Source organism: Bradyrhizobium erythrophlei (assembly GCF_042430365.1).
GTDB lineage: Bacteria > Pseudomonadota > Alphaproteobacteria > Rhizobiales > Xanthobacteraceae > Bradyrhizobium > Bradyrhizobium erythrophlei.
Map to the genome: position 1 here is coordinate 185,174 of NZ_JBHMET010000229.1, position 13,111 is coordinate 198,284.

General features: G+C 61.9%; 11 protein-coding genes. 1 reads left to right on the forward strand and 10 read right to left on the reverse strand.

Features of this window, described 5'->3' with window-relative positions; genetic code table 11:
- Nucleotides 1–202: 202 nt before the first annotated feature.
- From ACFFWD_RS33330 to ACFFWD_RS33370, 9 genes are all read right to left on the reverse strand, one after another.
- On the reverse strand, nt 203–1,369 hold the full coding sequence (locus ACFFWD_RS33330) for an epoxide hydrolase family protein (protein WP_376972732.1): 1,167 nt from the start codon (nt 1,367–1,369) through the stop codon (nt 203–205).
- A 205-nt stretch (nt 1,370–1,574) separates the two neighbouring features.
- Nucleotides 1,575–2,447: a LysR family transcriptional regulator gene (locus tag ACFFWD_RS33335; protein WP_376972734.1), complete on the reverse strand. Its 873-nt coding sequence runs from the start codon at nt 2,445–2,447 to the stop codon at nt 1,575–1,577.
- A 172-nt stretch (nt 2,448–2,619) separates the two neighbouring features.
- Nucleotides 2,620–3,687 carry a C45 family autoproteolytic acyltransferase/hydrolase gene (locus tag ACFFWD_RS33340; protein ID WP_376972736.1) on the reverse strand — a complete coding sequence of 356 codons (1,068 nt, stop codon included), beginning with the start codon at nt 3,685–3,687 and terminating at the stop codon, nt 2,620–2,622.
- A gap of 107 nt (nt 3,688–3,794) precedes the next feature.
- Nucleotides 3,795–5,174 carry an aspartate aminotransferase family protein gene (locus ACFFWD_RS33345; RefSeq protein WP_376972738.1) on the reverse strand — a complete coding sequence of 460 codons (1,380 nt, stop codon included), beginning with the start codon at nt 5,172–5,174 and terminating at the stop codon, nt 3,795–3,797.
- A 145-nt stretch (nt 5,175–5,319) separates the two neighbouring features.
- Nucleotides 5,320–6,930: a dipeptide ABC transporter ATP-binding protein gene (locus tag ACFFWD_RS33350; RefSeq protein WP_376972740.1), complete on the reverse strand. Its 1,611-nt coding sequence runs from the start codon at nt 6,928–6,930 to the stop codon at nt 5,320–5,322.
- Nucleotides 6,927–7,757 (reverse strand): ABC transporter permease, encoded by an 831-nt coding sequence (locus ACFFWD_RS33355; protein WP_376973064.1) that lies wholly within the window; start codon nt 7,755–7,757, stop codon nt 6,927–6,929. Before ACFFWD_RS33355 ends, ACFFWD_RS33350 begins: the two co-directional genes overlap by 4 nt.
- Nucleotides 7,757–8,725, reverse strand: a complete 969-nt coding sequence (locus ACFFWD_RS33360) for an ABC transporter permease (protein WP_376973066.1) — start codon at nt 8,723–8,725, stop codon at nt 7,757–7,759. The genes ACFFWD_RS33355 and ACFFWD_RS33360 overlap by 1 nt, the downstream gene beginning before the upstream one ends.
- Before the next feature lie 20 nt (nt 8,726–8,745).
- Nucleotides 8,746–10,365, reverse strand: coding sequence for an ABC transporter substrate-binding protein (locus tag ACFFWD_RS33365; RefSeq protein WP_376972742.1), 1,620 nt, complete (start codon nt 10,363–10,365; stop codon nt 8,746–8,748).
- Between the two features lie 85 nt (nt 10,366–10,450).
- Nucleotides 10,451–11,698 (reverse strand): allantoate amidohydrolase, encoded by a 1,248-nt coding sequence (locus tag ACFFWD_RS33370; RefSeq protein ID WP_376972744.1) that lies wholly within the window; start codon nt 11,696–11,698, stop codon nt 10,451–10,453.
- A gap of 194 nt (nt 11,699–11,892) precedes the next feature.
- Between ACFFWD_RS33370 and ACFFWD_RS33375 the strand changes: the two genes are divergently transcribed.
- Nucleotides 11,893–12,501: a TetR/AcrR family transcriptional regulator gene (locus ACFFWD_RS33375; RefSeq protein ID WP_376972746.1), complete on the forward strand. Its 609-nt coding sequence runs from the start codon at nt 11,893–11,895 to the stop codon at nt 12,499–12,501.
- Between the two features lie 90 nt (nt 12,502–12,591).
- Here the strand turns inward: ACFFWD_RS33375 and ACFFWD_RS33380 are convergent, their stop codons facing one another.
- Nucleotides 12,592–13,041 (reverse strand): Lrp/AsnC family transcriptional regulator, encoded by a 450-nt coding sequence (locus ACFFWD_RS33380; protein WP_376972748.1) that lies wholly within the window; start codon nt 13,039–13,041, stop codon nt 12,592–12,594.
- Nucleotides 13,042–13,111 lie beyond the last annotated feature (70 nt).

Below are 13,111 nucleotides of genomic sequence, written 5' to 3' on the forward strand. Positions count from 1 at the left end.
TACTTCAAGGAGGGCGGAACGAGATGCAAGACTCGGGCGCAGCGCGCCGCGAGATCGCGGCCCCGTATCACCGTGGCTGTTTGACATCATGAATCTGAATATCGCAGCACGCGGCTCGCCATCCGCGGCGGGCCGCAGCGCGTCTGCGCCCGCTTCCGGCAGCGCCCCCGCAGAAGACATAGCTGCGCCCTCGGGCGGGCAATCACCGGACTGTCCGGAAAAACGCGCGAATCTCCTCCGCCAGTGCTTCGGGCTGCTCCAGCGCCGGGAAGTGCCCGCCGCGCTCCATCGTCGTCCAGCGCGTGATGTTGCCGTACATGCGTTCCGCCAACGAACGCGGCGGACGCAGGAACTCCTTCGGAAAGTCGGCGTAGCCGCACGGCACCTGGACGCGCTCTCCGGCCGGCACCATCCAGGGACCATGCAGCCTTGCGTAATACGGCCAAAAGCTCGATCCGATCGCCCCCGTCGCCCAGTAGAGCATGATGTTGGTAGCCAGCACGTCGCGGCCGAGCCAGGCGTCGAGATCGCCGTTGCAATCCGTCCAGGACCGCAGCTTCTCCAAAATCCACGCTGCGAGACCGACCGGGGAATCTGAAAGTGCATAAGCCAGGGTCTGCGGCTTGGTGCCCATGATCTGGATATAGCCGGTCTCTTCCTTGAGCCAGTCGGCAAGCTGCGCGAAGAACGCGTCTTCCTCCGCCGTCGGATGGTCGACCGCGGGGCGTTCGCGCGGGATCGTCAGCAACGAAATCTGGATGCCGGCGACGTTCTCGGGATAGGCGTAGCCAAGCCGCGAGCTCACGAAGGCGCCCCAGTCGCCGCCCTGCGAGCCGAACCGCTTATAGCCGAGAACGTCGATCATCAGCTTCGCCAGGGTATCGCTGATCTCGAGAATGCTGAAGCGCCGCTGGTTCGGCCGGAACGAAAAGCCGTGCCCGGGCATCGACGGCGCGACGACCGTAAAGGCATCCCTCACATCGCCACCGAAGCGGGCAGGATCCGTCAGCATCGGGATGATCCGGCGGAAATCCGCAAACGAGCTTGGCCAGCCATGCGTCATCAACAAGGGCATCGGGTTCGGCCCCTTGCCCTCGACATGGATGTAATGGAGGTCGATCGAGTCGAGCGCGACGGTATACTGGCTGAGCTCGTTGAGCTCGGCCTCATGCTTGCGCCAATCATACTGGTCGCGCCAGTAGTCGACGAACGAGCGAAGATAGCGAAGGTCGGTGCCGTAATCCCATCCGGCACTGATCTGGTCCGGCCAACGAACTTGCTGCAGCCGACGTTTCAGGTCGGAGAGCGTCTCATCCGTGATCGCGATCCTGAATGGCTTCGGCCTGTGGCGATGCGTGTCCAACAGCATCTTCGTTTATGTTCCCTGGATCGTGGGCCGCTTGTCCTTGAGCATCGAGATCGTCGATATGATCAGCAAGCACCGTCGGCAATGGCATTGTTGTTAAAGGTCATTCCGACTTCTGATGAGGCATGCCGGGCGCTCCGACGTGCATCGCGCCTGCGGCTGCTCGAAGCGGCCGCAGCAGTATTGGCGGCAAGCATGAGAACGCGGCCTAGCTTGCGACGTTCAGGACCGGCTGCTCCATGCCAAGCACGATATGATCTGCAAGCAGTGAGGCCGGCCTTGAGATGTTCGGCGCGCGATGGAGGCAGATGTCCGCAGCCGGCAGTCGCGGCATGCCGTCGCGCTCGGTCAGCGCGCGCAACTTCTTCGGAAACGTGCTTGCCTTGAAGACGGTCACAGCCAATCCTTGCGCCGCAATGGACTCGACCGCGGCCATGCTGTGGCTGACGAACGCCAGGCGCCAGCGGCGGTGGTTTCTGTCCAGCGCCTCCGTTGCCCACTTCCGGAACAGACAGCCGTGCGGATAGAGTGCGACCGGCAAGGGATCGAGCTGCTCGACGGGCTCGGCCGCGCTGCTGGCCCAGACCGCCTGCTCACGACGCAGGACTTCGCCGCCGCCTTCGCCGACCGGATGCATCGCAATGACCAGATCGAAGGCTTCACCCAGTCGCTGAGGCATGTGCGCGGTCAGTCCGGTTTCCATTTCGACATGGATTCCGGGATAGTTGCTCGCAAAGTTCGACAGCATCGGCGGCAGCACCAGGCTTCCATAATCGTCCATCACGCCAAGCCGCACCAAGCCTTCGACCTTCTGTTCGCGCAGGCGATCAACCGCTTCCTGGTTCAGCAAAAGGATCCGTCGAGCGTAGCCGAGCAAGGCTTCGCCAGATGCGCTGAGATCCACATGCGATTTGGTGCGAACGAACAACGCGACACCCAGCCGCTCCTCGAGCCGCTTGATCTGCATGCTCACCGCCGACTGGGTGCGATGAAGCACCGTCGCTGCGCGGGTGAAAGATCGGTAGTCGGCAACCGCGACGAAAGCTTTCAGCAGATCGGGATCAAGATCGGGAGCGGCCATAACGAAGTTTGATTGAACGATGGTCAGGAATTCCAACCATTGATGCATAAGGGCAGAAACCGCGCAATCGCCGTTTTCGGAATGGCATACGTGATGAATCCGCGACCGAATTCGGTGTTAAATTACCTCAATCTGAAGCCGACCGCGGCGCTGGGCGCTCCTTCGAACAGCTTCACTGGAGCGGAGCGTCACTTGCACGATCTATGATCTTGAGTGAGGCCCGATCAAAATCGAGAATAATTGTGGCAGCTGTCTTGCGCACCGGACGCGGCTGCCCCGCCGTTGGAATCGCGCACACGGCAAATTCACCGCCCACGCGATCGGTCATGGCCGCAAGGATGTCCTCGACCGTCGGTCGCTCCAGCCGCGCAAAGCTTCGCATCAAGATGTCGCGACGCAGCAGCGTATCCGGAAACGTCGTCGGGACCAGATCACCCTTCGCGCCCTCCGTCGAAAGAAAGTGATTGGTGCGAACCAGGAGACCTTTGCCATCCGGAAACACGAATCCAGGCCCACCCGGAAAAAGTTCGACGCTCACGGCGGTTCGTTTTCCCGCTTCGACGCTGACCAGATTAATTGAACTCGACGCGGATACCTTCGCGGCCACCAACAGCCGCATCGCCCGCGCGATATTCGTCGCCTCGTCGAGCACGTGACGCGCCGCGACGTGGACCGGGAAGCCGACGCCCTTGCCGTCATGCGCGTGCCGCAGGATAGTGAAAAGAACACCGATCCCATGATTGTTGATTCCGATCTTGCCCACCATGCCGAATTCGGTGAACGTGGTCGTCAACGACCCGTCCTGGTGGGGGATCTCCCACACCAACCAGTTGTCAGCGGCCGGCTCAAACCAGTCCCAGTTCTGCAACGCGATCGGCGTATCGCCTGACGGCTCAACGTGAACGACGGCCGAGCACTCTCCGGGGTAAGCGGCGCGAAGCTTCGCGAGGATTTCAGTTCTGGCGTTGAGCGCGCCAACAACCGTGGAATCCAGCCCCGCGCCAGCGGCCATGCCTTCTATTTCGTCGCAAAGGCTCGGGGAAACATCCCGGATCGCCTTGAGCGCTTCGAGACCGAACGCCGAGAAATCCCGCTTGAAATCCAGCTTCCGGCCGACCAGCTCGGAGTAGATGTAGGAATAGGCGCGGATGCTCTCGTTGATGCGATCAGCATGCACGGCGCCGAACTCCTCGCCGCGCTTGTGCGGAACAAGCTCCGTCGATCGGAAAACATGAACCATGGTGTCTCCTGTCCCTTTTGCCCTGCGCGACATGTCGCGTTCGATTGGCAGTGTGCCGACCCGGAGCATGCTCCGGACGGCGTGAACCCTCGAGCCCTGATGAATGCTTACCGCCTGCCCGCCTGGAGCCATGCGTAGGTTTCGTCCAGCGCGAGCTTCGCGCGCGCGAACATGTCGGCTATCTCCGCCTTGTTGATGATCAGCGGCGGGCAGAAGTTGACGGTATCGCCGAGTGCGCGGGTGATCAGGCCGTGCTTCAACGCTCGCTTGCCGACCTCCAGCGCGACACCCCAGGCCGGATCGAAAAGCTCCTTCGTTGTCTTGTCCTTCACCAGCTCGAGAGCTCCGATCAGGCCCATGCCGCGGGCGTCGCCCACCAGGGGATGATCGGCGAACGCGCGCAAGCCCGCCTGAAAATCGGCCGTCAAAGACCTGACGTGGCCGAGAATGTCGCGCTCCCGGTAGATGTTCAGCGTCTCAAGTGCGACGGCCGTGGCGACCGGATGCGCACCATAGGTGAACCCATGGCCGAACGTGCCGATCTTCTCGCTCTCGCTGCGAATGGCGCCATAGATCCTCTCATTGATCATCAACGCCGAAATCGGCTGATAGGACGCGGAAAGCTGCTTGGCCATGGAGATCATGTCGGGCTTCATGCCGAAGCTCTCGCAGCCGAACATATTTCCGGTTCGGCCAAAACCGCAGATCACCTCGTCGGCGATCAACAGGATGCCATATCGCCTGAGAACCGCCTGGATCTTCTCGTAATAGGTTGGTGGCGGAACAATGCAGCCCCCCGACGCCATCAACGGCTCGGCAAAGAAAGCGCCAATGGTCTCCGGCCCCTCCTTCTGAATCAACTGCTCCAGCGCCTCCACGCAGCGCGCGACAAACGCGTCCTCGCTTTCGCCTGTCTGGGCATAGCGGTAATACAGCGGGCAGTCGGTGTGCAGGATCCGGCCAATTGGAAGGTCGAAATCCCGATGGTTGACGGGCAGACCGGTCAGGCTCGCCGCCGCCACCGTCACGCCGTGATAAGCCCGCAACCGCGAGATGATCTTCTTCTTCTCAGGCTTGCCGATCGCATTGTGGTAGTACCAGACCAGCTTGACCGCCGTGTCGTTCGCCTCCGAACCGGAATTCGCAAAGAACACCTTGCTCATCGGAACCGGTGCCAGCTCGATGAGCCGCTCGGCGAGTTCAACGGCAGCCTCATGCGATTTGCCGCTGAAACTGTGATAGAATGGCAGCCTGCTCATTTGACGCGTTGCGGCGTCGACCAGACGACGCTCGCTGAAACCGAGCGAGGCGGAGAACAGCCCGGCCAATCCCTCAAGATATCTGTTGCCGTCGCTGTCGACGACGTAGATGCCGTCTCCGCCCTCGATCAAGAGCGGCCCTTCCTTCTCATGAACGACCGCATTCGTGTAAGGGTGCAGCACGTGTGCGACGTCACGGGCCTCAATGGAATTTGGCCGAATGCTCATCGTTTCTTCTCCGGTTGTCTCGTGCGGATGCAGGCGGCATCGCCTGCAACATGCGGTCTGGATTGCTGGGCGGGTGCGTCGGGCTGGTGACGGAAGCGAGAGGAAGCGCTTGCGCCTAGCCGTTGAGGCGGCGCGGGAACGATCGTCACGCCGTAACTCCTTTGGATCTTGCTGTCGCCTGCACGTCGTCAAGCAAGCCCGGAACTGATGCCAGCAATGTTCGCGTGTAGGAATGCTTGGGATCGCGCAGCAGGTCCTGCGCCGCGGCCTCCTCGACGATCGCGCCGTGCTTCATCACCGCGATCCGATCGCATATCTGCGCAGCGACGCGCATGTCGTGGGTGATGAACAGCATGGTCAGGCCGAGTTGATCGCGAAGGCGCTCGAGAAGCGTCAATATCTGGGCCTGAACGGAAACGTCGAGCGCCGAAACCGGCTCATCCGCAATCAGCAGCTCGGCATTCATGGCGAGCGCACGGGCTATGCCAATTCGCTGGCGCTGGCCGCCGCTGAACTCATGCGGCCACCTGTCAATCGCCGACGGTTCCAGGCTGACCAGCTTCAGCTTCTCGCGTGCAATCGCTGTCGCTTCAGCCCGGCTCGCGCCGTGGGCCCTCGGGCCGTCCGAAATGATATCGCCGACGCGCCGGCGTGGATCGAGAGACGCATAGGGATCCTGGAACAGGAACTGGATTCGCCTACGCAGCCGCTTCCAATCGCCTCTCGAGAGATTCCGCAGGCTTTCGCCTTCGAACTTGACGTCGCCTGCACCGGGCGCCACCAGATTGACGATGGACCGCGCAAGGGTGGATTTCCCAGATCCGCTCTCTCCGACCAGCCCCATGGTCTCTCCGCGTCGGACGACGAGATTGACGTCATTGAGGGCCGCGACTTCCACCCGGTCGCGCCAGAACGTCTTCCGCAGACCGGTGATCTCCAGGACGGTACCGGAGGGACGTGGCTGCGCCTTTCCGGCGCGCGGTTTCGGGACCGCCGCCAGCAGCTTCCTTGTATAGTCGTGCGACGGGCGGTTCAGAACGTCTCGGGCATTGCCCTGTTCGACAACCCGCCCGTCTTGCATGACGACCACGCGATCGGCGATTTCGCCGACGACGCCGAAGTCGTGCGTGATGAACAATACGCCGGTGTTCCTGCGACGCTGAATGTCCTGGATGAGTTTTAGGACCTGAGCCTGCGTCGTGACGTCGAGCGCAGTGGTCGGCTCGTCGGCGATCAACAGGGCCGGCTCAAGGGCGACAGCCATCGCGATGACCACGCGTTGTCGCTGCCCGCCCGACAGCATATGCGGATAAACGCGCGCCAGTGAGGCCGGGTCCGGCAGATTCACCGAACCCAACAACTCCTCGATGCGGTCCCGCGTCGCCGCCTGCCCGTGGACCGCGAAAACCTCCGCGATCTGGTCGCCGATCCGCATCAGGGGATTGAGGGCGGCCATCGGCTCCTGGAACACCATACCCGCGCGCGCACCGCGCACCTTGCGCATCGCGTCCCGCGAGAGGTCACGCAGGTTCGTCCCGTTCAAATGAATTTCGCCGCCGAGCACAGTTAGCGCCGTCGGCAATAATCCCATGATCGAATTCGCGATCATTGACTTGCCGGAGCCACTTTCGCCGACGACGCAGACGATTTCGCCGGCGCCGACGCTCAGGGAAACGTCAGACACCGCGAATGGTCGATCGGCCCGAGGCGGGAGCCCGATCGTCAGGTCCTTGATTTGAAGCAGCGGGGCGGTCACGGCCGATCACTCCCCGCCAGGCGCGGATTGAGCACGACCTGCAAACCTTCTCCGATCAGGTTCAAGGCGAGCACCGTGATGAATATTGCAAGTCCCGGCAGCACACTTATCCACCAACCGATACGGATCACACTACGACCGGCCCCGACCATGAACCCCCACGACATCCAGTTGGCATCGCCAAGGCCGAGGAAGGAAAGCGCCGACTCGGCAAGAATCGCGTTTGCCACCATCAGGCTCGCCAGCACGATCACCGGCGGCAGGGCATTCGGCAGCAGGGTCTGGAACATGATCCGGAGGTGAGACACCCCCAACACGTCCGCTGCCTGAACGAACTCGCGCTGCCGCAGCGTCATGAACTCCGCCCTTACGACGCGCGCAATCGGCGGCCACGATACCAATGCGATCGCGACGATGATCGAGATGATGCTCGGACTGAAGATCGCCACCAGGAGAATCGCGAAGAGGAACGTCGGAATGGTCTGAAAGAACTCGGTGAACCTCATGACCGCATCGTCCACGTGTCCGCCGACATAGCCGGCGGTCCCGCCGAAGCCGATTCCGATCCCGAGCGCCACCACGGTCGATACGGCGCCGATCAACAGCGATACGACCGCACCGTGAGCAATCGCAGCCGCGATGTCGCGCCCCAACGCGTCGGTCCCGAGAGGGAATTCAACACTGCCTGGCGGAATGAACGGGGCGCCGCGCATGTCCCACGGCGAGAACGGAAACACGAAAGGGGCGACCATCGCGACCAGCATCACGGCGGCGAGAATGGCTAGCCCGGCGGCCAGACGTGGGTAACGAACAGGGAAACGCATCATCACAAGGCCTGCACGCGCGGATCGACCGCAAGATAGAGAAGATCGGTGAGGAGATTGACCACGAGGACCAGAACCGAAGTGCAGAGGAAGATGCCGAGCAAAAGCTCGTAATCTCGCGACAGCAGGGCGTCGAAGGCCAGGCTTCCGATGCCCGGCCAGGCGAAGACGGTTTCCACCAGCACGGATCCGCCGACGAGATGTCCGACTTGAATTCCGGCAATGGTGATCACCGGCAGCAGCGCATTGCGGAGGACATGAACCCAGGTCACACGCGCATCGCTGGCACCCTTGGCGAGCGCGGTTCGAACGAACGGCTGTGTCGCGACCTCCATCATCGAGGACCGCGTCAGGCGAACGTAGACAGCCGAATAGTACAAGGCGAGCGTAACCACCGGCAGAATGGCATGTCTGATCACGTCGATCGCGAGATCGATGCCTTGCAGCCGGACACCCACCGTCATCAAGCCGAACGTCGGGAGCCATTCGAGCCACATCCCGAACACGATCACGAGGAGAATAGCGACCCAGAACAGAGGCGTTGCGTAGAACACCAGCGAGACCGCAGCGATCAGGCTGTCGACAATGCCGCCCGGACGCCGCGATGCGCAAACGCCGAGGGCTATTCCACCGAGCAGCGCGAACGTGAATGCCGATCCGGTCAGAAGCAGGGTCGCGGGCAGGCGCTCCAGGATCAACGCCAGCACCGGGCGCTGCAGGCGGTGGGAAATGCCCAGATCCAGCGTCAGGACATGCTTGAGGTAGATCCACAACTGCACCGGCAACGGCTTGTCGAGCCCGAACTGGGACCGAAGTTGCTCCATGAACTGCTCGTCGGCCTGTCCGGATTGCCCGGCCAGCGCGCTTGCCGGATCACCGGGGGCTGCATGGATGAGCAGGAAGTTGACCACGACGATCGCAAGGACCATCGCCGCTATCTTGGCGACCCGGCGAGCCAGCACGGGGGCCAGCGAAAGCGTGCCTCTGGGGTTCATGTGAAGAAGACGTCGTCGAAATTGTCCGAGATCCCCATTCCGCTGGCGATCGGATTGCTTAGTTTGCTCGAGTAGTAGGTCGGAAACGACATCTGGGTGAGGAACAGATAGGGCATGTCCTCGATCACGATGCGCTGCAGCTCGGACAGCAGCTTCTGCCGTTCAGCAAGATCGGTCAGCGTGCGGGTCGTCGCCAGGATCTGATCAACCCGGTCGTTGCGATAGCCACCGACATTGTTGAATGGAACGCGCTTGATATTCGCCGACGAAAGATACTGTTCGAGACCGATATTGGCGTCGCCAGCCTGGTAGATGTAGGAGACGCTGGTCTCGAACTCCCAATTTCCCATGCGCGCCGAATGCGTGCCACCATCGACCGAGTCGACAACGACATTGATTCCGACCTTCTGCATGGCCGCGCGGAAATACTCGGACAACCTGGTCCACACCTCCCCATAGGGGAGCGACAGATGCCGGATCGTGAAACGCAGCCCGCGCGAGTCTGCCTTGTAGCCGGCCTCGTCGAGCAGCTTGTTGGCTGCAGCGATGTCGAAGGGTAGCATTTTCACGTCAGGATCATAGTTCCGTGTCGTTGCACAGAACGGACCGGTGGCCGGCTTGCCGATGCCGAACCAGAGCTTCTGAACCACGAAATCGCGATCGATCGCCATGCTCATCGCGCGCCGCACGCGGACATCATCGAGCGGCTTCACCCGCTTGTTCATCTCGATCCAGGACATGGGTCCGTAATATTCCCATCCCTTGGTCGTGACGTTCAGCCCGGGTTGCTGGCGGAAGCGGGGAAGATCGAACGGCTCGATGTCGCTGCCGCCGGCGAGCAGTACCTGTCCGGATTGCAGCGCCAGCGCCCGGCTTTGGCTATCGGGAACGATCCGATAAATGATCTCGTCGAGGTACGGCTGTCCCGGCTTCCAGTATTCATCGTGTCGCGTCAGGCGGATGAAGGAGCCCCGGCTCCACTCCGCGAACTTGAACGGACCCGTGCCGATCGGCTTTGCGTTGTTGGGATTGTTGCGGTAGTCGGCGACGTCGTTGAGGTGCTTCGGGACGATCGGCAATGCGGTGCCGCCGATTCCCATCATGAAGGCCGCGAGCGGCTCCTTGAGCGTGAAGACGGCGGTATGCTCGTCAAGGGTCTCCACCTTCTCGATCGGTTCGAAGACGACCCGCGAGCGCAACGAAAGCGCCCTCATGAACTTCATCGCCGAGAATGCGACGTCCTCCGACGTCATGGGTGTGCCGTCGTGGAATTTCACACCCTTTTGGAGATTGAACTTGTAGACCCGCTTGTCGTCGGAGATCTCCCAGCTCCTCGCAAGGACCGGCTTGAAGTCGAGCGTGTCCGTGTAGGTGAACAACGACTGGAACATCTTGCTCGCCACGACGAGCGTCGGACCGGTCGCGTTGACGCCGATCATCAGGATGACCGGCTCCGGCGTAAGCAGACTTGTCAGCGTGCCGCCGCGCTTGGGCACGATGCTCTGCGCGCGCGCCTCATCGAGTGTCATCAACGCCGGCGCGACCGCCAGCGCAGCTCCCGCCTTCAGGAGGCTGCGACGCGTCGTCCCGCCGACCAGGTGCTTATTGAACTCCATGTCGTCCTCCAGTTTGCTCGCAAGACTTGCCGCGCACCGCACGCCTATGATGTCTGCCGCCCCTCGACCGACGCCGTCCCGGTGGCTATTCATCCGCGATTGCGTCGAGCTGTTGCGCCTGGCCCAGCAGCATGTGAGCGAGAACATTGGCGCCGGCTGTTGCGTGCTCGGGCTCACACCATTCGAGCTCACTGTGCGAAATGCCGCCGCAACATGGAATGAACACGAGCGCCGTCGGACACACCCGATGCATGTTCAGCGCGTCATGCGCGGTCCATGTCGGAAGTCGCATCGACGAGTAACCCAGACGGCCGGCGGCCCGCTCGGTCATTTCGACCAATTCCGGCGCAAACTCGAACCTGTGCCGCTGTGGTGACCGCGAAAACGAGACGCCCAATTTGCACTCCTGCGCAATTGACGCAGAGAGCTGCTCGATCGCATTGAGGATCCGGTCACGCCCGGCAGCATCCGCGTGGACCACCAGAAACCCGACCTGCGCCTTGTGCGGGATGTTGACGCGGTTGTTCGGCCAGACGTCGATCACCGTCGCGCTGACCATGCCATCCGGCTCTTGAGCCATGCCAAGCTCTTCGATCGCGGCTATCACCCGTGCGGCCCCCACCAGGGCGTTCCGGCGTTGCGACATCGCGGTCGTCTGCAAGTGGCCGTTCTCGCCGATGAACTCAATCATGCCTCCTCCCTGATTGGAGGTGTGCGTCACGGCTCCGATCTGGACGCCGGCCGCCTCGAGCACCGGCCCCTGCTCGATGTGCAGTTCGACATAGCTATGCACGGGTCTCCGGCCGACCTCGATTCTCCCCGCATAGCCGATCCGAACCAGCTCATCGCCCATCGGCGTTCCGGATCGATCACGCGTATTGAGCAAGACATCGAGCGTGGTCTGCCCCGCGAACAGATTCGACCCCATCACGCCCGGCGGAAAGCGCGCGCCTTCCTCATTCGTCCAGTTCACGACCTCGATTGCGCGCTTGGTCTGGACACCCGCTCTGTTCAAGGTCCGAACGACTTCAAGCGCGGCGAGAACGCCCAGGACACCGTCGAACTTGCCGCCGGGCGCCTGCGTGTCCAGATGACTGCCGGTCATGACCGGCGGCAGACTGTCGTCGGCTCCGCGGCGGCGAGCGAAGATGTTGCCGATCCTGTCGACGGTGACCGTCAGGCCGGCCTCCTTGGCCCAATGAACGAACAGGTTTCGCGCGTCCCGATCGGCGTCTGACAGTGCCGTACGATAGGAGCCGCCGCGGGAGGTCGCCCCGATCGCTCCCATCGTCATCAGATCAGACCAGAGCCGCTCCCCATCGACTCTCAGCATTTGGCCGACTCCCAGTTGCGCCCGCGCAATGTCGACAGACCGTGCCGTCGCGACCGCGCGTGCGTCCAAGGCGATTGTTCTCGGCAACGATAGTCACAATCCAGAAATTGGTCAATCGACCAAAACAGGTCAATCGACCAAATTTTAAGCCGCGATTTGACAAAGGAACCGCCAGCGGCAAAACAATGCCCCGCATGAACAAGCCGACGACGAAAAGTGACCTTACCCGAGCCCAGATCATCGAGGGCGCCCTGCGGGCCCTGTCTAAGACTGGCGTCATTGGAACAACGACGCGGAAGATCGCCGCCGAGGCCGGGGTTCGGCTCGCAACGCTGCACTATCACTTCGACAGCAAGAGCGCCCTGCTGGTCGCCGTCCTGGAAAAGCTGATCGAGCAGATTGCCGAGAGAATGCACCAGGATCGCGTGGCTGAAGACGCCGACATGGATCAGTGCATCGAACAGTTGCTACGGGGATCCTGGCGCGCCATCGCCCAAACGAAGGCGATTCAGATCGTTCATTATGAGCTGACGCTCTACGCTCTGCGTGAGGGCATTCAGTGGCTGGCCGAACGTCAATATGAAGCTTACCTTCGCCTGTATCGCGATCGCCTGGCGGTCGCCAATCGCGGGTCAAACCAGCTTTCGGCGGCAGCCTGCACCGCGCTCGCGCGCTTCATTCTAGCCGGCATAGACGGCCTCATCCTGCAGGAATTGGCCAAGCCAAGCGCAGAACGCTCCAGGCGCGGCATCGACGCCCTGGTCACGGCGGCGCAAGCCTATGCCCGGCAGCTGGCACAATAGAGGGGACGCCAGCCGCATCGTTCCCGTCCGCTGCGAGCGAGCGAGCGTCGCAGAGGACCGATCTCCGATCCAAGCGGAAGCGATCAAACTCTAGCGCGCCGGCAGCACCCGGCGGATCGCGAAGCTCGAGTGTATCCGCGCGACACCTGGGAGGCGCGACAGAACCTCCTTGTGAAGGGTCTCGTAGGCGCTCGCATTCTCAGCCTCGAGATGGATCAGATAGTCGGCGTCGCCCGTCATCAGGTAACACTCTCGGATCTCGGGATGCTTGCGAACGGCCGCTTCGAAGCGGTGCAGAAACTGTTCGGTCTGCCTCTCCAACGTGATCTGAACGATAATGATGATGCCCGCCCCGGTATCAGGCCCTTCGACAATCGCGGTATAGCCGCGGATCGTGCCCTGCTGCTCCAGGAGCTGCACACGCCGCAGGCACGCCGACGGCGACAGGCCGACTTTGGCTGCAAGCTGAACGTTGCTGATCCGCCCATCCGCTCTCAGGTGTCGTAGAATCTGTCGGTCGATGGAATCCAGCGGATGCATTTTATTGCTCTGTATCGAATGTTATTGCGTCAAGGCCCTATACTAGACACGAAATTTCACTCGAACAATC

Excerpts from the sequence above, each read along its gene's own strand:
- ACFFWD_RS33330 (WP_376972732.1), bottom strand. The coding sequence starts at position 1,369 with ATGCTGTTGGACACGCATCGCCACAGGCCGAAGCCATTCAGGATCGCG.
- ACFFWD_RS33335 (WP_376972734.1), bottom strand. The coding sequence starts at position 2,447 with ATGGCCGCTCCCGATCTTGATCCCGATCTGCTGAAAGCTTTCGTCGCG.
- ACFFWD_RS33340 (WP_376972736.1), bottom strand. The coding sequence starts at position 3,687 with ATGGTTCATGTTTTCCGATCGACGGAGCTTGTTCCGCACAAGCGCGGC.
- ACFFWD_RS33345 (WP_376972738.1), bottom strand. The coding sequence starts at position 5,174 with ATGAGCATTCGGCCAAATTCCATTGAGGCCCGTGACGTCGCACACGTG.
- ACFFWD_RS33355 (WP_376973064.1), bottom strand. The coding sequence starts at position 7,757 with ATGATGCGTTTCCCTGTTCGTTACCCACGTCTGGCCGCCGGGCTAGCC.
- ACFFWD_RS33365 (WP_376972742.1), bottom strand. The coding sequence starts at position 10,365 with ATGGAGTTCAATAAGCACCTGGTCGGCGGGACGACGCGTCGCAGCCTC.
- ACFFWD_RS33370 (WP_376972744.1), bottom strand. The coding sequence starts at position 11,698 with ATGCTGAGAGTCGATGGGGAGCGGCTCTGGTCTGATCTGATGACGATG.
- ACFFWD_RS33375 (WP_376972746.1), top strand. The coding sequence starts at position 11,893 with ATGAACAAGCCGACGACGAAAAGTGACCTTACCCGAGCCCAGATCATC.
- ACFFWD_RS33380 (WP_376972748.1), bottom strand. The coding sequence starts at position 13,041 with ATGCATCCGCTGGATTCCATCGACCGACAGATTCTACGACACCTGAGA.